The organism is Pseudoalteromonas sp. MBR-15, assembly GCF_053628915.1.
The window spans coordinates 35437-54863 of the sequence record NZ_JBRJHH010000009.1 but is presented as its reverse complement, the minus strand read 5'-3'; the positions used below and the strand labels follow the sequence as shown (position 1 = coordinate 54863).

Below are 19427 nucleotides of genomic sequence, written 5' to 3'. Positions count from 1 at the left end.
ACTCAAATTAACAACTGTTGTTGCTTAACCATTGCGCGATAACGTAGCCATAACGTAACGCCACGCAATAACATAAAGCTTGTCATAGCGAACCATAATCCATGATTTTGCCAGTCGCTTACCAACCAAAATAACCCAAAGAAACCAAATGTCGCGCTTATTAGCATGGTATTTCGCATGTCTTTTGCGCGTGTTAAACCAACAAATACACCATCGAATAAAAAGCACCCCATGGCCGCAATGGGCAATATAATGACCCAAGGTAAGTAGTGTGTAGCCAGACTGACAACCTCAGGCACATCGGTTAAAAGGCGAATAATAGCGCCACCAAACACTAAAAAAATCAGGCTATAAAAGAGCGCAAAGAGTCCTCCCCAGAACAAGCTTAAATTCACCCAAAGTTTGATCTGTTCAACACTCTGCTCCCCTTTGGCTTTGCCTACTTTTGCTTCGCTCGCATAAGCAATACCATCTAAAGCAAAACTCACCAACATCAGAAAGTTCAGCAGTACGGCATTAGCTGCTAATGTTGTTTCACCGATTCTAGCGCCATAAAAAGTCATAAAGCTAAAACACAATTGCAGTGCCAGTGAACGAATGAAAATATCGCGGTTTAAATTAAGCAGCTCGCCTATTTTAGCTACGCTTAACCATGCTTTAACGGCCAAATTAATACCTTGCTTTTTAGCAAGTTGTAATACCAGAAAAACAGCAAAACCGAATGCGATATAATCGGCAATAAGCGAGGCCCAAGCCGCGCCCGCCACTCCCCAATTAAGAAAAACCACAAAGTAAATATCGAGCACAATATTTGTGATATTGGTAATTAATAATAAATAAAATGGACCTCGTCCATAATGTACGCCAAGCATCCACCCTAATAGCACCAAATTACACAGGGCCGCTGGCGCACTAAAAATACGAACAGAAAAATAGCTATACGCCTGTTCTAACACAGCTTGATTGGCATTTGACAAGTAAGCCATTAAGGATTGAATTGGTGTGCTGAGCGCGATTAATAACAACGCAACCCCAGTTGCAAGCAACAAACTACGCTTTAACAGTTCACCTAGCAAAGTAAGGTCATTTTTACCATAAGCTTGTGCCACCAGCCCCGTCGTACTCATTCTTAAAAAGCCTGCCAGCCAAAATAGTAACGAAATAACCGTAGAGCCTAATGCTATCCCCGCCAAGTAGTGAGCACTTCCTAAGTGACCAATCACGGCAGTATCAACTAATCCTAACAGTGGGACAGTAATATTTGATAAGATCATTGGACCGGCTAATAACAGCAAACTTTTATGGTGTGCCTTATGACGTTTAAGAAAATGTTTCATGTAATTTTTGCAGTCCTGTTAGGTTTATCAATGCGTGCCCACGGCGCCGTTATTTTACAGTATCATCATGTGAGTGAAACCCTTCCTGCGGTCACCAGTGTCAGCAGTGAAACATTTATAAAACACATGCAGTATTTAAAAGATCATCACTTTACTGTAGTGCCATTAAATGAGCTAATTAGTTCACTGCAATCTGGCAAAGAATTAACCGATAAAACCGTCGCAATTACCTTTGACGATGGTTATAAAAACAATTATGAACAAGCCGCGCCAATTCTTGAGAAGTTCGGCTACCCCTACACTATTTTTGTTAATCCTAAACTGATTGATGAAGGTAAAAGCTATGTCATGACATGGCAGCAATTAAAAGCGCTTTCTAAAAAAGGGGCACTTATTAGTAATCACACCCAAACGCATAATTACATGCATTTAAAGCAACAGGGTGAAACTGACGCACAATGGCAAGCACGGACTAAAAACGACATTCTCGCAGCACAAAAGCGTATCAAAGAAGAGATTGGTCATGACTATAAATACGTAGCCTATCCCTATGGCGAATTTAATAATTCACTTCAAGCACTGGTTAAGTCAATTGGCTTTGTTGGTATTGGTCAACACTCAGGTGCGGTGGGTATTCATTCTGACTTTACCCGTTTACCACGCTTCCCTGCATCAGGCTTTTACTCAAAACTTGATACATTATCGACAAAATTAGCGTCACAGGCTTTCACTATTAAAGCGTTAAATTACTCAGACAGTGTTACTAACGAGAATCCACCTAGCTTAAGCATTCAATTTGATATGCAAGACTTTCATAAAAGCCAATTTGCGTGCTATGTCTCGGGGGTTGGTCAAGCAGACTTAAATTGGACAAGCAAAGACACGGTGCAAATTATCTCGCCAGCTAAATTGAAAAGTGGCCGTTCACGTTTTAATTGTACGGCCCCTTCGATTGAGAAAAAAGGCAGCTATTATTGGTTTTCACAGCCTTGGGTGATCACACCTTAACGGCCTGCTTAAGCATTTGCGCGGTAATTTTATCAAGACGCACAATTTCATGAGCCGCATCCAGCTCGATAGCGGCTTTTGGCATGCCCCACACCACTGACGATAACTCGTCTTGAGCAATTGTATAAGCACCCGCTTGTTTTAATGCCAGTAACCCTTTCGCGCCATCACTCCCCATGCCAGTGAGTAACGCAGCAATCGTGGCTTTTGGACACGCAACCAATAACGAATTAAACAATACATCCACTGCAGGTCGATGGCGATTAACTAATTCAGATGTATCGAGTTGGCAATACAAAGCAGAGCCTTGTTTTACAACACTTAAATGTTGATCGCCCGGAGCAATATAAGCCCAACCGGGGCGTAATTTATCACCGTGCTCAGCCTCTTTGACATTAATTTTACAGGTACGATCCATACGCATAGCAAACGAAGTGCTAAATACTGGCGGAATGTGCTGCGTAATGACAATGGGTGGACATTGCTCAGGCATACGCACCAAAACCTCTTTAATTGCCTCGGTGCCACCTGTCGAAGCACCAATCGCCAGCACACTATTTGCTTTAAATTGTAAGGTTGATAAGGCGCTATCGGCTTCTAGGTTCTGCTCCTTGAATGCGCGAACCCGAGCACCAGCCGCTGTACGTATTTTTTGATGTAATAAATGCGCATACCGTTGCAAACTTTGAGACACGTTAGCGGTCGGTTTTGCTATAAAATCAACCGCTCCCGTTTCAAGCGCTTCGAGGGTAATGGGCGATCCCTTTTGTGTTAATGTTGATATCATTACCACCGGCATAGGCCGTAGACGCATTAAGTTTTTAAGAAAACTTAAACCATCCATTTTGGGCATTTCAATATCAAGCGTTAACACGTCAGGGTTGAGGCGTTTTATTTGTTCTCTCGCTTCGTAGGGGTCTTCTGCAGACCCCACAACGTGAATATCATCTGCTTGCTCAAGAATCTCTTTAAGCAATCCGCGTATCAAAGGAGAATCATCAACAATAAGGACTTTGATCATATGCTCTCCTAAAATAGCTCAATATCCGTTTTTGCATCTTGTTGCTCAATTTCGTGTAAGTATTTAACTTCACGTTCTTCAAGTTTATCTGTATGTAGTTCACGTAGCTTTTTCACCTGTGCTTTTCCCGTTTGCGGATCAAAGATGATCTTACGAGGCCAAGGTCCACCTACATCGTGAGATACTAAATCTAAACCCTCTTCAAGTACATAAGCATTTGCAAAACGAATATTACCCACCCCGATATCTGTCATGGAACGAATAATTTTACCCCCGCCGAATAACTTTACTTTTAAGTTTCGTTTTGAGGCTCCATTTTTCAGAATTTCATTGATCAAGTACTCCATAGCCCAGTTGCCATAACGGCAATTAAGGCTATGCGCATTGGCGGGATCAACGCCTTTTTCAATCGGTAACATAAAGTGATTCATGCCACCAATGCCTAACCCATCATCGTAGATACACGCTGCAATACAAGACCCTAACACCGTGGTGATGAGTTCATCCGATTTTGAAACATAGAATTCACCCGGCAATACTTTCGCTATCACCTTTTGCCTGCGGTTATCCCAAAAGCGTTTTACATGCTCAAACCCTGGTAAAACTGCTTTATAATGAGTGTTCATAGACCACCTTTTGGTAGATCGTTTGGCCTAAATTCTTAAATTCTCTGTGATCTTTGCCGAGTGTCTCTGAGTGCCCCAAAAATAAATGGCCTGAGTTACTAAGTAACTCATAATAGCGTCGAAAGAGTGTATCTTTGGTCGACTTATCAAAATAAATCACCACATTGCGACAAAAAATCACATCAAAAGGACCTTTCATTGGCCAACTTTGCAGTAAGTTTAAGCGCTTAAAAAAAATGTTTTTTTGTAGCGCTGGTTTCACTTTATAAAGCTGTCCATCGTGGCTTTTTAGAAACCAACGTTTAAGCTGACTGTCTTCTAAGCCATTTACATTCGCAGCCGTGTAAGTGCCTGCTTGTGCTTTCGCGAGCACATTAGAGTCAAGATCGGTGGCCAGTATTTTCACATCCCAATCTTTTGGAAATAAATCACTTAGGGTCATTGCAATTGTGTAAGGCTCTTCACCTGTAGAGCACCCAGCCGACCAAACACGTACTCGCTTGCTCTTCGCATTAGAAACGAGCAGCTTAGGTACAATGGTATTTTTTAGGTAACTAAAGTGATGAGGCTCACGAAAGAAAGAGGTTAGGTTGGTGGTAATTGCATTAATAAACTCGCTAAACTCATGCTCTTTATGCTCTTCTAAGTAATCTAAGTACTCTTTAAAGCTGTTAAGCTTATGAAGCCGTATACGCCTTGCTAGGCGTGAATACACCATTTCTCGTTTATGTTCAGCAAGCACAATACCGCAAGCATCATATACCTGTGACGAAATGTTTTTGAAATCACTGTCTGTCAGTAAAAACTCTTTCATGTCTGGACCCACTAGCCTCAAAGAGTGCGCGCATTATAGTCAAACCATTAACTTAAGTGGTTAATCAGTCCCGCGGGTAAAAACAGCGAGACGATCATAAGCGTGTTAAGCATGATTGCACCGATACGTAAGGTAACCCACTGCAGGTAAGCGGTTACTCATGGTCCCCTTACCTTGGTCACCTTGCCGTGTCTTTTTGCTCAATAAGCTGTGTTAGTTCACACCATTGACATTCACTATGGTGAAACGGCAAGCGTATTAAAACTCTTCCCACTCATCGCCTGGGTCAACAAAGTTATTTCCTTTGGGAGCTGAGCGCCCAGACGGGCTCGATTGTTTAATCGGTGACGCTGTCACTCTGCTTGTGATGTCTGTTTCCTCTTGATTCGATAGCGAGAAGAAGTTAAGCAAGCGGCGCATATCATTGGCTTGTTCTGCCATTGATTCACCTGCTGCAGATGCCTGCTCAACAAGCGCCGCATTTTGCTGTGTCATTTCATCCATTTGTGCAATGGCTTTATTTACTTGCTCAATACCTGAGCTTTGCTCTTCCGATGCCTGCGCAATATCCGAAATCATGGCCGTTACGCGTTGTACCGCTGTGACAATTTCTTGTAACGTTGAACCTGATTCATTCACCAATAATGTGCCATCTTCAACTTTACCGACACTGTCGCGAATAAGCTCTTTAATTTCTTTTGCCGCAGCAGCTGAGCGCTGTGCAAGATTACGCACTTCACCCGCAACAACCGCAAAGCCACGCCCTTGTTCACCAGCACGTGCAGCCTCTACCGCGGCATTTAATGCAAGTAGATTAGTTTGGAAGGCAATTTCATCAATTACACTGATGATATCTGCTATCTTCTTACTCGATTCATTAATAGCCGACATACTCGTTACGGCACGGTTGACAACCTCACCTCCTTTTTGTGCCTTGCTACGAGTCTCTTCGGCAAGCTCGTTAACCTCTTTTGCATTATCGGCATTTTGACGAACTGTACTGGTCATCTCTTCCATACTTGATGCTGTTTCTTCAAGCGAAGATGCCTGCTCTTCAGTACGTTGACTTAAGTCTGCATTGCCTTGCGAGATTTCTTCTGCACCACTGGCCACCAATGTCGCTGATGTATTTATGCGGTTAATAACCTCCGTTAACTTATCAGCCGTGGCATTCGCATCGCGTTTTAATTTATCAAATGAACCTTGGTACTCTTGTTCAATACGCTTAGATAAATCACCATTGGCCATAGCATCAAGCATATTGGCAGTGTCTTTTACGGCATCATCTACAATACCCACTAAGCTATTTAGACCCTGCGCTAAACGTAAGAAGAAGCCTGTTTTACCCGCAATTTCAACTCGTGCCTCTAAATCACCTTTACCTGCAGCGGTTACCAGACCGGCGATTTCTTTCTCGATAGCAACTTCTGCGGTTCTATCTTCCCACTCAACAACCGTTCCAATTCGTTCGTTTTCAGGGGTAAAAATAGGGTTAGCTACCAAACCAAAAGTACGTCCACCGACTTGAATCTCAGTGCTGTAGGTATCACTCAGTTTTGATAATAAATTACGTTGATGTGCAGGGTTTTTATGGAACACATCAATATTCTGACCGAGTAAATTACTGCTGTTAAAGTTAGGCAGGTCTTTACGAAGATCGCTCTCTGCCACTTTCATCATATTGAGCACCGCTTCGTTCATATAGATGATGTCGTTATTCGCATCGGCAATCATGGTGTTAGTGCCTACGCGGTCAAGCGCGCGACGTACCCGTAGATTCTCTTCAGCTTCACGCTTTTCGGCTTCTGCTTTATTGACACTGTCAGTGATATCTTGCCATTCAACAATTGTCCCTAAACGCTTACCCGACGAATTAACCCAAGGGGTTGCAATCAAGCTAAAAATAAGACCCGCTAAGCGCAGCGTCGTTTTATAGGGTTCAGATAAATTCTTTAGTAATTCACGTTGATGTGAAGGATGCTTATGAAAATCATCAACACAGGTGCCAATTAAATTTTCAACAGAAAAGCTAGGCAGCACTGTTTTCAATGCGGCTTCACGTGCTTTGAGCATTTGCTTCACTTGCTCATTTACAAACACTATTTCTAAATCATTGTTAGCCATCATCACATTTGCTTGGCATACACGCAGTGCATTTGACAGGTCAGCATCACGTTTAGATTGTTTTTCAAGCTCCTTCTGTGCAGTGATATCGCTGGCGAATTTAATCACTTTGACTACGCTACCATTGCTATCAATAATTGGGTTATAGGTTGCTTGGATCCAAATTTCTTTGCCGTTTTTACCGAACCGTTTAAATTCATCAGAAATAAATTCACCGCTGCGCAAGCGCTGCCAAAACTGTTGGTATTCGGGACTTTGTGCATCTTCTTCTGCAATAAACATTGAATGATGTTGACCCTGAACTTCTTCTAGCCGATAGCCCATGGCATTTAAAAAATTTGCATTGGCAGTAATGATCGACCCAGACGGTTGAAACTCAATCACTGCAAGCGATTTATTTAATGCTGCAACAACCAAATCATTATTTGACTCAACATTTTTAGGACTGCTAAACCATCCCATACCCTTCACCTTCTTGTTAATCTACCCAATTAAATGTCCATTGTTTTTTGTAGGTCGAGTAACGCGACCATTTTTTCACCCACATTTACTAACCCCGCAACGTACTGTGCGTTATCTGAGTCAGATAGATGTGGCACTGCTTTTGCCTCATGCTCAGCAATGCTATAGACATCCGAAACAGCATCAACAACGATGCCCATAATTTTACTTGCGTTCTCTAACTCTACTTTCAGTACAATCACCACTGTGAGTGGCCCATACTCAATAGCCGGAATACCAAATCGCAACCGCAAATCAACAATAGGCACTATCGTGCCACGTAAGTTGATCACCCCCTTGACGAAATCGGGTGAGTTTGGAATAACCGTTATTTCTTCCCAACTGCGTATTTCTTGCACAGTTAAAATATCTACACCGTACTCTTCTTCAGCCATAAAGAAGGTTAGAAACTGTTTAACATCTTGGTCTTGCTCAATATTCAGCTTATTATGTAGGTCATCGTGTGCTGCAATCATGACGCCTCCAAGTTAGCTTTTGACTCTATTATTAGCTCTTGACTGCCGGGCTTTCTAAGCCCTGATAACTTAATTAAGCCACTAATATCAACAATGAGTGAAACGCGGCCATCCCCTAAGATTGTTGCCCCTGAGACGCCATCGACCTTTTGATAATTCGCCTCTAAGCTCTTAATAACAACCTGTTGCTGGGATAATAAGTCATCAACCAATAAACCAATTTTTTGGTTGTCACTTTCCACCACCACCAGTAAGGTTTTATCCAGTGTTTCAATCGCACCTTGATGATTAAAAATACTGTATAGACGTAAAATCGGGATGTATTCATCGCGTAGCCGCAACACATCCAAATCTTTTCCAACTCGACTGACCTTCGTGATATCGATTTGCAACGATTCAATAATCGAAATAAGTGGAATAATGTAGGTATGCTCAGCCACACGAACAAGTTGACCATCTAATATAGCCAGCGTGAGTGGTAAGCGAATGGTGAACGTTGAACCAACACCTGGGGCAGACGACACTTCAACGGAACCACTCAAGGCTTCAATATTTCGTCTAACCACATCCATACCAACACCGCGACCCGACAAGTCGCTCACTTGGTCAGCCGTTGAAAAGCCGGGTAAGAAAATTAGTTCGTTAACTTCATTATCAGATAGATCGTCTGCTTCTGATATCAAACCATTTTTAATGGCTTTTTCGCGAATTTTGGTGGTATTGAGGCCTTGTCCGTCATCCATAATTTCAATGACAATATTACCACCTTGATGAAAGGCATTAAGCGTCACGGTACCAACCGGATTTTTACCGGCTGCAACACGTTTATCGACCGTTTCAAGGCCATGATCAAGCGAGTTTCTAACCAAATGAACCATCGGGTCAGAAATCTTCTCCATCACCGTTTTATCTAACTCAGTTTGCTCACCAAGTAGTTTTAGTTCGACTTGTTTGTCTAGTTTTTGCGAAATATCGCGGACTAAACGAGGAAAACGACTGAACACAAAACTAATAGGCAACATTCTGATACGCATAACACTTTCTTGTAAATCGCGGGTGTTATGTGCAAGTTGAGCAAGCCCCTCTTGCAACGATGCAATCGTGGCTTCAGTAATTTCTTGCTCACCTAATTGAGTCAACATAGCTTGCGTGATGACTAACTCACCAACCATGTTGATTAAGGAGTCAACTTTATCAATTCCAACACGGATTGAGGTGGATTCGGTGTTGGTTGTTGTTGATTTTACAGCAGAAACTTTCTTTACTTCGGCATCGGGCTTGGTGGCTGCTTTTTCATTTTTGTTGTCAGTCTCAACCTGCGTTGATGGCGCCGCGCTCACAGCGACTTCATCACCAAATAAACCGCCGCATAAGGTAATCGTAATATCGGCGTCATCCTCAACCCATTCGAAAATTTCTTCGATACAACTCTGGTCTTTTTCTGTGGTTAAGAAAAAACGCCACGACAAAAAGCAATCTTCGGGGGCGAGGTCGGTAATATCAGGAACAGCATCTTGAAACGCTTGAGTTTCTAAGTCACCTAACTCAGCTAATTCACTGATCATATACAGCGGTTCATTGCCGGTTTTAAATAAGTGATGATGTGGTTTAAAATCGATTTGGAAAGTATTAATACTGTTTTCGCTGAGTGGCTCCTGCACAGGCTCTGCCACTTTACTTGCCGCACGCATACCGAGTATTTCTTCGAATTTGATTCGCAGTTCATCCGCTTCGGTTAAGTCGGGTTGCTGCTCTGCTTGCAATGCTCTAAGTAAAGCTCGTAAACAATCCACTGATTTTAGTAATAAGTTTACATGTTCGGCCGTTAAATCTCGTGAACCTTCCCGAATTTGGTCTAACAGCGTTTCTAAAACATGGGTAAAATCAGCAACAGAATTAAAGCCAAATGTACCACTGCCCCCTTTAATAGAATGCGCGGCGCGAAAAATAGTGTTGATTGTTTCTGAGTCTTCTTCGCCCGGAACTAAGTTTAATAACTCAGCCTCCATAGCATCCAGTCCTTCAAAGCTTTCTTCGAAAAACACTTCATAAAATTGGCTTAGATCTATACTCATGCCCCGCTCCTATTGTTAGCGAATCACTTTTTTTAAAACCGCTAACAATTGCTCAGGATTAAATGGTTTAACAATCCATCCCGTTGCCCCCGCTGCTTTTCCTTCGGATTTTTTATCAAGGCCAGACTCGGTCGTTAGCATCAATAAAGGGGTAAATTTATAGTTTGGTAAACTACGTAATTCACGTATGAGCGTAATACCATCCATCACTGGCATATTCACATCGGATATAACGGCATCGAAACCTTGCTGTTTAGCTATGTTCAACGCCTCACTGCCATCTTTTGCTTCCGTGACTTCAAAGCCTGCTTTTTTTAGCGTAAAACCTACCATTTGTCGCATAGATGCAGAGTCATCAACAGCTAAAATTCTTTTCATAAAAACCTCTTAATTGGTATTCTCAAGTACAAGATAATGACTTAAGCCCAAACTATTTATTGCCTCTTGCAACGGCTTGCTTTCGCCTACCCAAATAATTTTGTGTTGGACTGAAAGCAAATGCTTTTGTAATGAACATAACAGCTGAATTGAGGCCGTATCGGCACGAGTCACCTCACTAATATCAAGGCAAATATCATCGTTTGCTGACAACTCTTGCAACAAATCTTGATGTAGTGATTCGACTTGAGTGATGGCTAATTCAGTAGGAAGCTTCAACATTACTGGCACTTTCCCTGCTTAAAACAATTCATAACAAAAGCTTAGACCGAGTTATTAAAATTGCCATTAATTGAATTAAAAAATTGTAAAATTTTTTAGTAGCTTACATGTTGAAATCAAAAAAGGGAGCAATCGCTCCCTCGAAAATAATCACACTTGTCTATACAGATACTTAGTGATAATAATCTGCAATTTTTTTAAACTCTTCTGTTAACGTACTGGCGTTAATAAGCGGAACATTGCCCTGTTTAAACTCGGGCTTGAAAATTGCGCGTACCGCGCCATCGGGGTCAACCATCACGACTGACGCACTGTGATCAACAGCATATTCTTGCTCATCACTGTCATTAATCGCGTAAATGAGCCCTAAATCTCTAACAAAGGGAAAGAGCTGTTTATGAGGGCCTGATACGGCTAAAAAATCAGGGTTAAAATAATCAATATAGGCTTTGCGTTTTGCGGTGGTATCTCGTTTTGGATCAACCGCTACAAACCACACTTGTACCGTGTAATCTTGGCTCAGCTGCTGTTGCACACTGGTCAATTTAGCCAACGTCATTGGGCAAATATCAGGGCAACTTGTGTAACCTAAAAAGACTAAATTCCAATGACCTTTGAAGCGACTATTATCGGCGGTGTCGCCATGCTGATCAATCAATGTAAATGACTTAACAGGCTTGGCTTGCTGATACACCAGCGCATCCACATCGGGAAGTGATTTTTCGGGGCTACAGCCCGTTAAAAAAAACACCACTCCCAAACAAAGTGCCACTAAAAAACGCGTCATAAAAGCAACCATTTATCAATAAATAAGGCGATAAAGAGTAGCATTAAATGCACAATTGAAAAACGAAATAAGTCCATCGCGGTATCATCTTTCCCACCCAGTTTTAGCTTTAATGCTTTATAAACGAAAATGGCATTTAACGCACTTGCCGCCATTAAGTATATGCCCCCTGACATACCAATTAAATAAGGTAATACACACACCAATGCCAGTAAAACAGAGTAAGCGACCACACATGTTTTGCAAAATTCGATACCATGGGTAACGGGTAACATCGGAATTTTTGCGCGCTCATAGTCACTTTTACGCGCAATCGCTAACGCCCAGAAGTGAGGCGGAGTCCAGGTAAAAATAATCATAACAAGTAGCCAAGGCGCTGCCGCCATATGACCCGTTTCAGACACCCACCCTAATAAGGGTGGCATAGCACCGGCCAGCCCCCCTATAACAATATTTTGGGGTGTGGCACGCTTTAAAAAAGAAGTGTAAATAAATGCATAACCCACTAACGCAAAAAGTGTCAGTATCGCCGTTAAGGTGTTTGCCCAAATGATCAACATCATAAAGCCTGCAGTACCAATAGCAGCTGCAAAACTTAAAGCATGTTGCTTGCTCAAACGCCCCTTAGCGACAGGACGGTGGCGAGTGCGCGCCATCTTGCTATCAATTTCACTATCAACAACATGATTAATCACCGCAGCAGCGGCTGAAAGTAAACCTATACCCAACAAGCTTGCCAATTGAACAAAAAGACCTCGCCCCATATCAGGAGCAAGTGCTAAACCGACCCATGCGGTGAGAACAAGCATCGCAACGACTTTAAATTTGCTAATCGCAAGATAGTCTTTTAACAACGCATGACCATGAGAAAATATTGATTTTTCAGTACGTAATGTTAAGGCCATTATCGCCTCCTAAGTTCTTGCTTTTAAGTGGAAACATAGTCTAACCATTGTTAATAACAACATGGCTGCCATTAAGTTATGAGCAAGCGCTACGCTTAAAGGGAAATGCCAATGAACAACCGCAAGGCCTAAACAGATTTGACACAGTAAGGCTATTAACACGGTGACCGTGCAATGCTTTATTTTTCGAGAATAAGAGTGCGAATAGATACGCCACATAATGAGTGCCAATACAACACAGGTAACAAGGGCCCAAATACGGTGTAATAAGTGAATAGACATACGTGCCTGCTGCGATAAAACACCATATTCATAAGTACTGTGTTCAAGTGGCAGTTGAAAAACGCTCTTTAACGAGAAAGGTTGAGCATAACTGCACAATGGCAACCCATTGCAGTGCGGTGCCGCATAATTAGCCGCAAGCCACCCTCCTAAGGCAATCTGAAGTATCAGGACGACTAAGCCAATCAAGGCTAATCGGTAATATGGCCGAGCTCCTGCATCCCCACCCACAATGGGTTTTGTGGTTAGCCTCAAGTACAACAAGAACACTAAAGACAAAATACTGAATCCCCCAAGCAAATGCCCCATCACCACTAATGGTTGTAAGTTCATGGTAACGGTCCACATACCTAGCGCGGCTTGAAATACCACTAACAAAAGGAGCAGTAACGTTAACTTAACTGGGGTAGTTGGGTATTGGCGTTTTAACCAAGCCAAAACAAACAAAGCCAAAATAAATAACCCAAGCGCACCGGCAAAATAACGATGGATCATTTCTTTCCACGCTTTTGCCGCTTCAAACATCATATCTGGGTAGTTTTGTTCAACATGTAGTAATGCTGTTTCGTGCTTTGGCACCGTTAAAAAACCATAGCAACCGGGCCAGTCCGGGCAGCCTAAACCTGCATCACTGAGCCGTGTATAAGCCCCCAGTCCAACGACTAACACCGACATAAAACACGTAATTAAGACTAAATATTTATAATTTTTATACATCTTTTGCATCCTTACTGAGCTTTAACTTGAACGCGCATAATTAAGTAGTTTTTTTAGATCTTTCAGTAACCCTTTTTGAATTAATCTGTTTTGTTCTGGCTCATCAGTGTAAGGATAGTGCAGTACCACCAAGCCCATATGATCGACCAAATATAAATCTCCCGCTTTAAGCGCTGAGTTTTCATCTAATTGTCGCCAACTAGTGGCTATATCTTGCTGATTTGTAAGAACGGCAACATCAACCTTTTGCTGATTCTTACCCAAGGCAATATGAAGGTTGTCTAAGCTGGCTAACTGGGCTTCACAAACCGAGTGACAGCTTTTTGGGTAGTTAAGCGCAATCGTCCATGGTTTCGGATCGCCCTGCTGCCAATTTGCAAGCTTTACTTCTGTTTCTAACAGCTCCCCGTAATTACTTGAACCGCTGGGCAGCCAATCAAGTTTCAATGCTGTATACGCTAACGCCAGTGGCACAAAGCAACATAGAGCAAATAAACTAAGTGGATTAACTTTCATTACGTCTCCTTCTCATCGCAAAATAAGCTATAACAACACAGGCCGCACCAATGAGCAGCCACTGCACAGCGTAGGCATAATGCTTGTCTGGCCCCATCACCACACTTTCGTAATGAGGAGTCGCTATGTCATCAGCTGCAAGGCGGTAGGCTAAAAACGGTTGCAGAGGTTGCGCTAGTTGACGACTAAAAATGTCTAAATCAATTGCTTGAATACGCTTAGGCCAGCCAGCTTCAGCGCCAATTTCATCTGCTAGCGTAAAGCCTTGCAGCTGACCTTGTTTGAGTTGCACTGTGGTAGATATGTGTGAAGGTTGAGGCCAATTTACGGTGGGGAGTTGACTACGATCAATCGGTGCCTTCAACCAGCCGAAATTAACAATGACAGGCGCTATATCATCATTAATTTTTACAGCAGCAAGTAGGTCGTATCCTACTTGTCCTTGGTAAATCTGATTATCTAACAGCCAATAACGCTGCGTATTGATGAGCCCATTCAAAGTCAGCTTTAAACCTGTTTTATCAACCTGATTAGGTAATAATTGAAATGTCTGCCAGTCCATTACACCTTGCTGTTCTGACTGCTCAAGCTGGCTTAATTGCTGTTGTTTTTGCTCACCACGTTGATACTGCCACACACTCAGCCGTAAACACACCAGCACCGCAAGTGACACAACGCAAATTGCAATAATTGAGCTAAGCTTTTGTTTACGCCTTAAAATCAACTGCATCTAGGAAACCTAAAATGATAAAAATCATCATTACACTGTTATTGTTATATATCGTGTTTAATCTGTTTCGGGCACTATTTGTGATGATGTCTACTAAGCAACACTCGCGACCGATGTCTCACTATTTAGGTCGACGAGTGTTTTTCTCTGCCATGGTACTGATCATCATTATTGCGGCATTAAAGCTGGGCTTTATTCACACTAACCCATCGCCAATTCATAACGCTACAGCACGTACACAAATACAAATAAACACAACCACACCACGTCAACAAAGTGCCAGTACCAAGCCGCAGCTTGAAAGGCAAAATGCTTTTCACTGGTAAAGTGACCTTTAAAAATTCGCAGCAGTACCACAAATAAAATAATCGTCCCTAAGGTCACATGCATGCCGTGAAAGCCGGTCAGCAAAAAGAAGGTATTGCCATACACTCCCGCATCAAGGGTTAGACCCAAGTCTTGGTATGCATGCATATACTCATAAACTTGCAGAGCCAAAAACACCACACCAAGCAACACAGTGAGTGATAAGAACGTTTTGAGTGCCCCCCGCTTATTGTTTTCTATGGCAACATGCGCAAAGTGGATAGTGACCGATGAAGTTAATAGAATAAGGGTATTAATCAGCGGTAAGCCTTGCCAACCCATTGCTTGTGTTGTCTCTCCCGCAGGGGTTGTCAACAATGGCCATACGGCCTCAAATGAAGGCCAAAGTACCTCGTTGGTCATGGCATTATTCCCCGCACCACCTAACCAAGGTACCGAGATCATGCGGGCGTAAAATAATGCCCCAAAGAACGCCATAAAAAACATCACTTCAGAAAAAATAAACCAACTCATACCTTGTCTGAATGAGCGATCCATTTGTGCTGAATATAAGCCTTTGTGCGACTCTTCAATCACGTTTTTAAACCAACTAAAAACCATATATATGAGGATCGCAATACCAAGATATAAGACGAACTGACCACTGCTTCCTTCGCCGTTTACTTGCATTACAGTGAGGCCTGCGCCTACTGCAATTAAAAACATTGCGACAGCCCCAACAATTGGCCAAGGACTCTCGGCTGGCACATAATATTTTTCGTAATTTTGATTCATTTTGTTTGCTCCTAATTAGCAATTAGCTTGGCGGCTTAATCGTTCTTGGCCACAACTTGCCCGCTAATATCAAACACGGTGTACGACAATGTTAGCTCTTCCACGTCATCGGGTAGTTCAGTATCAACATAAAACAGTAAAGTGAATTCCACTTCTTCTCCTGCTTTTAACGGCTGTTGATCAAAACAAAAACAAGCAATTTTATGTAGATACTTTGCTGCTTTACCGGGTGAAACACTTGGGATAGCTTGCATTACCTTGTCAGTATTACTGGTATTTTTAGCACTAAACTTAACTTCTCGCATGGCGCCTGGCTGCACAGCGACGCTGTACTGCTCAGACTCCACTTTGAATGGGGCGCCACTTTGCGCATGAGTTGTAAAACTCACATCAACCTGACGTTCAGTATTTACATGCTCACTGACTTTGGCTTGTTCAAGTGAGGGTTTACCATTGAGGCCCGTAACATCACAAAACACGTCATAAAGCGGCACCAATGCGAAGGCAAATGCAAACATAGCTAAACATGCTAACAACAGCTTTTTAAGCAAAGGTGCGTGATTCATTACTTAATCTCCGGTGGCGTCTCAAAGGTGTGATACGGTGCTGGTGAGTCAACTTCCCACTCCAATCCTTCAGCGCCATCCCATACTTTAGCGGGGGCTTTTTCGCCGCCTCTGGCACACTTAAAGACCACTAAAACAAACAGCAGTTGCGATAAACCAAACGCAAACCCACCGATACTGATGATGGCATTGAAATCAGCAAATTGAAGTGCGTAATCTGGAATACGGCGGGGCATACCTGCAAGCCCCACAAAGTGCATTGGGAAAAACAGCACGTTAACGCTTACAAGCGATAACCAAAAGTGCCATTTAGCCAAGGTCTCGTTATACATATTGCCCGTCCACTTCGGCAGCCAATAATAGGCCCCAGCCATAATGGAGAACACAGCACCTGTAACTAATACATAATGGAAGTGGGCAACCACAAAGTAGGTGTCATGATACTGAAAATCGGCCGGTGTAATAGCAAGCATAAGCCCCGAAAAACCACCTAACGTAAATAACACAATAAAGGCGATTGCAAACATCATGGGTATTTCAAAGCTAATAGAGCCTCGCCACATTGTTGCCACCCAGTTAAACACTTTTACCCCAGTTGGCACCGAAATCAGCATCGTCGCGTACATAAAGAACAATTCGCCAGCAACCGGCATACCTGTCGTAAACATGTGGTGTGCCCAAACAATAAAGCTTAAGAGTGCTATTGATGAGGTTGCATACACCATGGACGCATAGCCGAATAATTTTTTGCGCGAAAAGGTCGGCACAATCGTTGAGATAATACCGAACGCCGGTAAGATCATAATGTAGACTTCAGGGTGACCAAAGAACCAGAAAATATGCTGGAACATCACCGGATCTCCGCCACCAGCAGCATCAAAAAAGCTGGTCGCAAAGTACTTATCGGTCAATACCATTGTCACGGCACCTGCCAGCACGGGCATAACAGCAATCAGTAAGAAAGCCGTGATCAGCCACGTCCATACAAATAGAGGCAGTTTCATCCATGTCATACCCGGCGCTCTAAGGTTTACAATTGTCACAATGACATTGATAGCGCCCATAATTGAGCTAATACCCATAATATGCACTGCAAACACAAACAGCGCGGTATTATCGTTACTGTAAGTCGTTGAAAGCGGTGCATAGAACGTCCAACCAAAAGCGGGACCACCACCGGGCATAAGCAGCGATGCCAATAAAATAAGGAAGGCAAAAGGTAAAATCCAAAAGCTCCAGTTGTTCATTCGTGGTAAGGCCATATCTGGCGCACCTATCATCATAGGTACCATCCAGTTTGCAAGCCCTGTAAAGGCGGGCATCACAGCCCCAAATACCATGATCAACCCATGTACTGTGGTCATTTGGTTAAAAAAGTGAGGATCAACCAATTGTAAACCTGGTTGGAATAATTCAGCACGGATCACCATAGCCATGGCGCCGCCAATTAAAAACATCGTCAACGAGAAGATCAGGTACAAACTACCGATGTCTTTATGGTTGGTTGTATATAACCAACGCTTGAAACCTTTCGCTGGATGATGGTGGTCGTGATGCGCATGCTCAGTGGCTTGCTCATTAATAACGTTACTCATTAGTTCGCCTCCGCTGCTGCATCAATTGCTGCTTGAATCTGACTCGGTTGAATGACATCACCGGTATTGTTACCCCACGCATTGCGTTTATAAGTGATGACTGCTGCAAGTTGTTTTATTGAAAGCTGTTTATCAAACGCTTGCATCGCTGTACCTGGCTTACCATGTAAAACAATATCAATATGATCGTTCACATCGCCCAACACGATTGGGCTGCCTTTTAAGGCTGGAAATACACCCGGCAATCCCATGCCAGTGGGCTGATGGCAGGCTGCGCAGCTGGCCATATAGACTTGCTCGCCTAAAACAACTAATTCATCTTTCGAAAGAGTTTGATCAAGTAATGCGGCATCTGCAGCAGCGGCTTGTTCTTTCGCTTGTTTTGCGTCTGCAAGCCAAGTCGCAAACTCATCTTCTGGCAATGCCTCAACAACCACCGGCATAAAACCATGGTCTTTACCACATAACTCTGCGCATTGACCTCGGTACATACCGGGCTCGTTAATGCGTGTCCATGCTTCATTAATAAAGCCGGGATTGGCATCTTTTTTCACGGCAAAATCAGGAACCCACCAAGAATGTATTACATCATCAGAGGTCATTAAAAAACGTACTTTTTTGTTGATTGGTAACACCAGAGGTTTGTCGACTTCGAGTAGGTAGTGCTCTGTTTTTTCGGCTTGATTATCTATTTGATCTTTCGGTGTCGCTAAAATCGAATAGAAAGCAATATCTTCTCCCATGTATTCATAGTGCCACTTCCACTGCGACCCTGTTACTTTGATTGTAATATCTGCTTTTGAAGCATCTTCCATGGCAATAAGCGTTTTGGTAGCAGGGATCGCCATAGCGATTAAGATCACAAATGGAATTGCAGTCCAAAGTATCTCGACCTTCGTGCTTTCATGGAATTGGGCAGGCTTTGCCCCTTTAGACTTACGATGATGTATCAAAGCCCAAAACATCACCGCAAATACGATGATGCCAATCACACAACAGATAATAAATATCGTCATATGTAATTCATAAACATTATTACTTATATCAGTGACACCTTTACGCATATTGAATTGGCTATTTGCCAAAGCAAGTTGCGGAAGTGCTACCAATATAAGCCACAAGGTGTAACGCAGTTTACCCATGTGACAGCTCCTTTTAATGCTATTGCAAGACGCAAAGCGAAAAGGCGTTACAGCTGGTGCCCATTCGTTTTTTTTATTGTTTAAATACCCAAACCAATCGATGGTTGATGTGTCATCTGCAAACAGCTTGGGTCTGTGTATCATCACGACGCAGTGAACGACACACTCATTGTTTAACCCCCTTACACATTTGTTGTGTGTCTTTTTCGTAAATAGGTGTTAATACAATGCACTTAACCAATTAGTTAAAAAATGAGCAATAAGCAAGTTTTTGTGGTAATAAATGTTTATTTTGGTGCAAAAATAACAACTATAATCAGCGCGTTAATTAATACTTAAGGCAAGTATAAAAACTTAAAAAGAAAGGAAAACTGCGCCGTATAAGGCTTTATGTAGAAAGTAAGGGTTAACAAATCTTAGGTAAACGGTCAAAAACAAACAACG

Annotated in this window: 20 protein-coding genes; 2 read left to right on the top strand and 18 right to left on the bottom strand. The window is 42.6% G+C overall.

What is annotated here, in order from left to right; genetic code table 11:
- Positions 1-2: 2 nt before the first annotated feature.
- Positions 3-1337 (bottom strand): MATE family efflux transporter DinF, encoded by a 1335-nt coding sequence (gene dinF / locus ACSSVW_RS13230; RefSeq protein WP_118844724.1) that lies wholly within the window; start codon positions 1335-1337, stop codon positions 3-5.
- Between dinF and ACSSVW_RS13225 the strand changes: the two genes are divergently transcribed.
- Positions 1314-2345 (top strand): polysaccharide deacetylase family protein, encoded by a 1032-nt coding sequence (locus ACSSVW_RS13225; RefSeq protein WP_454179472.1) that lies wholly within the window; start codon positions 1314-1316, stop codon positions 2343-2345. The two genes, dinF and ACSSVW_RS13225, sit on opposite strands and share 24 nt — an antisense overlap.
- Here ACSSVW_RS13225 and ACSSVW_RS13220 read toward each other — a convergent pair.
- The 13 genes from ACSSVW_RS13220 to ACSSVW_RS13160 form a co-directional block, all read right to left on the bottom strand.
- Positions 2335-3366 carry a protein-glutamate methylesterase/protein-glutamine glutaminase gene (locus tag ACSSVW_RS13220; RefSeq protein ID WP_454179471.1) on the bottom strand — a complete coding sequence of 344 codons (1032 nt, stop codon included), beginning with the start codon at positions 3364-3366 and terminating at the stop codon, positions 2335-2337. The two genes, ACSSVW_RS13225 and ACSSVW_RS13220, sit on opposite strands and share 11 nt — an antisense overlap.
- Positions 3367-3374: 8 nt before the next feature.
- Positions 3375-3992 carry a chemoreceptor glutamine deamidase CheD gene (gene cheD / locus ACSSVW_RS13215; protein WP_036973407.1) on the bottom strand — a complete coding sequence of 206 codons (618 nt, stop codon included), beginning with the start codon at positions 3990-3992 and terminating at the stop codon, positions 3375-3377.
- Positions 3976-4806 (bottom strand): CheR family methyltransferase, encoded by an 831-nt coding sequence (locus ACSSVW_RS13210; protein ID WP_454179470.1) that lies wholly within the window; start codon positions 4804-4806, stop codon positions 3976-3978. Before ACSSVW_RS13210 ends, cheD begins: the two co-directional genes overlap by 17 nt.
- Positions 4807-5064: 258 nt before the next feature.
- On the bottom strand, positions 5065-7392 hold the full coding sequence (locus ACSSVW_RS13205) for a methyl-accepting chemotaxis protein (protein WP_065979414.1): 2328 nt from the start codon (positions 7390-7392) through the stop codon (positions 5065-5067).
- A gap of 29 nt (positions 7393-7421) precedes the next feature.
- Entirely contained in the window at positions 7422-7907 is a 486-nt protein-coding gene (locus tag ACSSVW_RS13200; protein WP_065979415.1) for a chemotaxis protein CheW, read from the bottom strand.
- On the bottom strand, positions 7904-9982 hold the full coding sequence (locus ACSSVW_RS13195; RefSeq protein WP_065979416.1) for a chemotaxis protein CheA: 2079 nt from the start codon (positions 9980-9982) through the stop codon (positions 7904-7906). Before ACSSVW_RS13195 ends, ACSSVW_RS13200 begins: the two co-directional genes overlap by 4 nt.
- A 15-nt stretch (positions 9983-9997) precedes the next feature.
- Complete coding sequence (locus ACSSVW_RS13190; RefSeq protein WP_036973415.1) at positions 9998-10360, bottom strand: response regulator; 363 nt, start codon at positions 10358-10360, stop codon at positions 9998-10000.
- Between the two features lie 9 nt (positions 10361-10369).
- On the bottom strand, positions 10370-10642 hold the full coding sequence (locus tag ACSSVW_RS13185; RefSeq protein WP_036973417.1) for an STAS domain-containing protein: 273 nt from the start codon (positions 10640-10642) through the stop codon (positions 10370-10372).
- 172 nt (positions 10643-10814) lie between these two features.
- Positions 10815-11429 carry an SCO family protein gene (locus tag ACSSVW_RS13180; RefSeq protein ID WP_454179468.1) on the bottom strand — a complete coding sequence of 205 codons (615 nt, stop codon included), beginning with the start codon at positions 11427-11429 and terminating at the stop codon, positions 10815-10817.
- On the bottom strand, positions 11426-12334 hold the full coding sequence (gene cyoE, locus ACSSVW_RS13175; RefSeq protein WP_036973419.1) for a heme o synthase: 909 nt from the start codon (positions 12332-12334) through the stop codon (positions 11426-11428). The genes ACSSVW_RS13180 and cyoE overlap by 4 nt, the downstream gene beginning before the upstream one ends.
- Before the next feature lie 9 nt (positions 12335-12343).
- The gene (locus ACSSVW_RS13170; RefSeq protein WP_036973421.1) at positions 12344-13333 is read right to left on the bottom strand and encodes a COX15/CtaA family protein; all 990 of its coding nucleotides are present in this window, start codon (positions 13331-13333) and stop codon (positions 12344-12346) included.
- A gap of 21 nt (positions 13334-13354) precedes the next feature.
- Positions 13355-13849 (bottom strand): hypothetical protein, encoded by a 495-nt coding sequence (locus ACSSVW_RS13165; RefSeq protein WP_036973422.1) that lies wholly within the window; start codon positions 13847-13849, stop codon positions 13355-13357.
- Positions 13839-14579: an SURF1 family protein gene (locus tag ACSSVW_RS13160; RefSeq protein ID WP_454179467.1), complete on the bottom strand. Its 741-nt coding sequence runs from the start codon at positions 14577-14579 to the stop codon at positions 13839-13841. Before ACSSVW_RS13160 ends, ACSSVW_RS13165 begins: the two co-directional genes overlap by 11 nt.
- Before the next feature lie 14 nt (positions 14580-14593).
- On the opposite strand from ACSSVW_RS13160, the gene ACSSVW_RS13155 reads away from it, so the two are divergent.
- Positions 14594-14905 carry a DUF2909 domain-containing protein gene (locus ACSSVW_RS13155; protein WP_075594307.1) on the top strand — a complete coding sequence of 104 codons (312 nt, stop codon included), beginning with the start codon at positions 14594-14596 and terminating at the stop codon, positions 14903-14905.
- Here ACSSVW_RS13155 and ACSSVW_RS13150 read toward each other — a convergent pair.
- From ACSSVW_RS13150 to coxB, 4 genes are read right to left on the bottom strand one after another with little or no spacing between them, the layout of a single operon-like run.
- Positions 14805-15680, bottom strand: a complete 876-nt coding sequence (locus tag ACSSVW_RS13150) for a cytochrome c oxidase subunit 3 (RefSeq protein WP_199525104.1) — start codon at positions 15678-15680, stop codon at positions 14805-14807. The two genes, ACSSVW_RS13155 and ACSSVW_RS13150, sit on opposite strands and share 101 nt — an antisense overlap.
- Positions 15681-15715: 35 nt before the next feature.
- Positions 15716-16246, bottom strand: coding sequence for a cytochrome c oxidase assembly protein (locus tag ACSSVW_RS13145; RefSeq protein ID WP_036973427.1), 531 nt, complete (start codon positions 16244-16246; stop codon positions 15716-15718).
- Positions 16246-17841 carry a cytochrome c oxidase subunit I gene (gene ctaD / locus ACSSVW_RS13140; RefSeq protein ID WP_036973428.1) on the bottom strand — a complete coding sequence of 532 codons (1596 nt, stop codon included), beginning with the start codon at positions 17839-17841 and terminating at the stop codon, positions 16246-16248. The genes ACSSVW_RS13145 and ctaD overlap by 1 nt, the downstream gene beginning before the upstream one ends.
- Positions 17841-18983: a cytochrome c oxidase subunit II gene (gene coxB / locus ACSSVW_RS13135; protein WP_036973429.1), complete on the bottom strand. Its 1143-nt coding sequence runs from the start codon at positions 18981-18983 to the stop codon at positions 17841-17843. The genes ctaD and coxB overlap by 1 nt, the downstream gene beginning before the upstream one ends.
- Positions 18984-19427: the final 444 nt, after the last annotated feature.

What these genes read in the sequence shown, in the direction of transcription:
- cyoE (WP_036973419.1), bottom strand. Translation starts at nt 12,334, where the DNA reads ATGGCCTTAACATTACGTACTGAAAAATCAATATTTTCTCATGGTCAT.
- cheD (WP_036973407.1), bottom strand. Translation starts at nt 3,992, where the DNA reads ATGAACACTCATTATAAAGCAGTTTTACCAGGGTTTGAGCATGTAAAA.
- ACSSVW_RS13200 (WP_065979415.1), bottom strand. Translation starts at nt 7,907, where the DNA reads ATGATTGCAGCACACGATGACCTACATAATAAGCTGAATATTGAGCAA.
- ACSSVW_RS13195 (WP_065979416.1), bottom strand. Translation starts at nt 9,982, where the DNA reads ATGAGTATAGATCTAAGCCAATTTTATGAAGTGTTTTTCGAAGAAAGC.
- ACSSVW_RS13180 (WP_454179468.1), bottom strand. Translation starts at nt 11,429, where the DNA reads ATGACGCGTTTTTTAGTGGCACTTTGTTTGGGAGTGGTGTTTTTTTTA.
- ACSSVW_RS13190 (WP_036973415.1), bottom strand. Translation starts at nt 10,360, where the DNA reads ATGAAAAGAATTTTAGCTGTTGATGACTCTGCATCTATGCGACAAATG.
- ACSSVW_RS13205 (WP_065979414.1), bottom strand. Translation starts at nt 7,392, where the DNA reads ATGGGATGGTTTAGCAGTCCTAAAAATGTTGAGTCAAATAATGATTTG.
- ACSSVW_RS13145 (WP_036973427.1), bottom strand. Translation starts at nt 16,246, where the DNA reads ATGAATCACGCACCTTTGCTTAAAAAGCTGTTGTTAGCATGTTTAGCT.
- ACSSVW_RS13165 (WP_036973422.1), bottom strand. Translation starts at nt 13,849, where the DNA reads ATGAAAGTTAATCCACTTAGTTTATTTGCTCTATGTTGCTTTGTGCCA.
- ACSSVW_RS13225 (WP_454179472.1), top strand. Translation starts at nt 1,314, where the DNA reads ATGACGTTTAAGAAAATGTTTCATGTAATTTTTGCAGTCCTGTTAGGT.
- ACSSVW_RS13170 (WP_036973421.1), bottom strand. Translation starts at nt 13,333, where the DNA reads ATGTATAAAAATTATAAATATTTAGTCTTAATTACGTGTTTTATGTCG.
- coxB (WP_036973429.1), bottom strand. Translation starts at nt 18,983, where the DNA reads ATGGGTAAACTGCGTTACACCTTGTGGCTTATATTGGTAGCACTTCCG.
- ACSSVW_RS13185 (WP_036973417.1), bottom strand. Translation starts at nt 10,642, where the DNA reads ATGTTGAAGCTTCCTACTGAATTAGCCATCACTCAAGTCGAATCACTA.
- ACSSVW_RS13160 (WP_454179467.1), bottom strand. Translation starts at nt 14,579, where the DNA reads ATGCAGTTGATTTTAAGGCGTAAACAAAAGCTTAGCTCAATTATTGCA.
- ACSSVW_RS13150 (WP_199525104.1), bottom strand. Translation starts at nt 15,680, where the DNA reads ATGAATCAAAATTACGAAAAATATTATGTGCCAGCCGAGAGTCCTTGG.
- ACSSVW_RS13210 (WP_454179470.1), bottom strand. Translation starts at nt 4,806, where the DNA reads ATGAAAGAGTTTTTACTGACAGACAGTGATTTCAAAAACATTTCGTCA.
- ACSSVW_RS13220 (WP_454179471.1), bottom strand. Translation starts at nt 3,366, where the DNA reads ATGATCAAAGTCCTTATTGTTGATGATTCTCCTTTGATACGCGGATTG.
- ctaD (WP_036973428.1), bottom strand. Translation starts at nt 17,841, where the DNA reads ATGAGTAACGTTATTAATGAGCAAGCCACTGAGCATGCGCATCACGAC.
- dinF (WP_118844724.1), bottom strand. Translation starts at nt 1,337, where the DNA reads ATGAAACATTTTCTTAAACGTCATAAGGCACACCATAAAAGTTTGCTG.
- ACSSVW_RS13155 (WP_075594307.1), top strand. Translation starts at nt 14,594, where the DNA reads ATGATAAAAATCATCATTACACTGTTATTGTTATATATCGTGTTTAAT.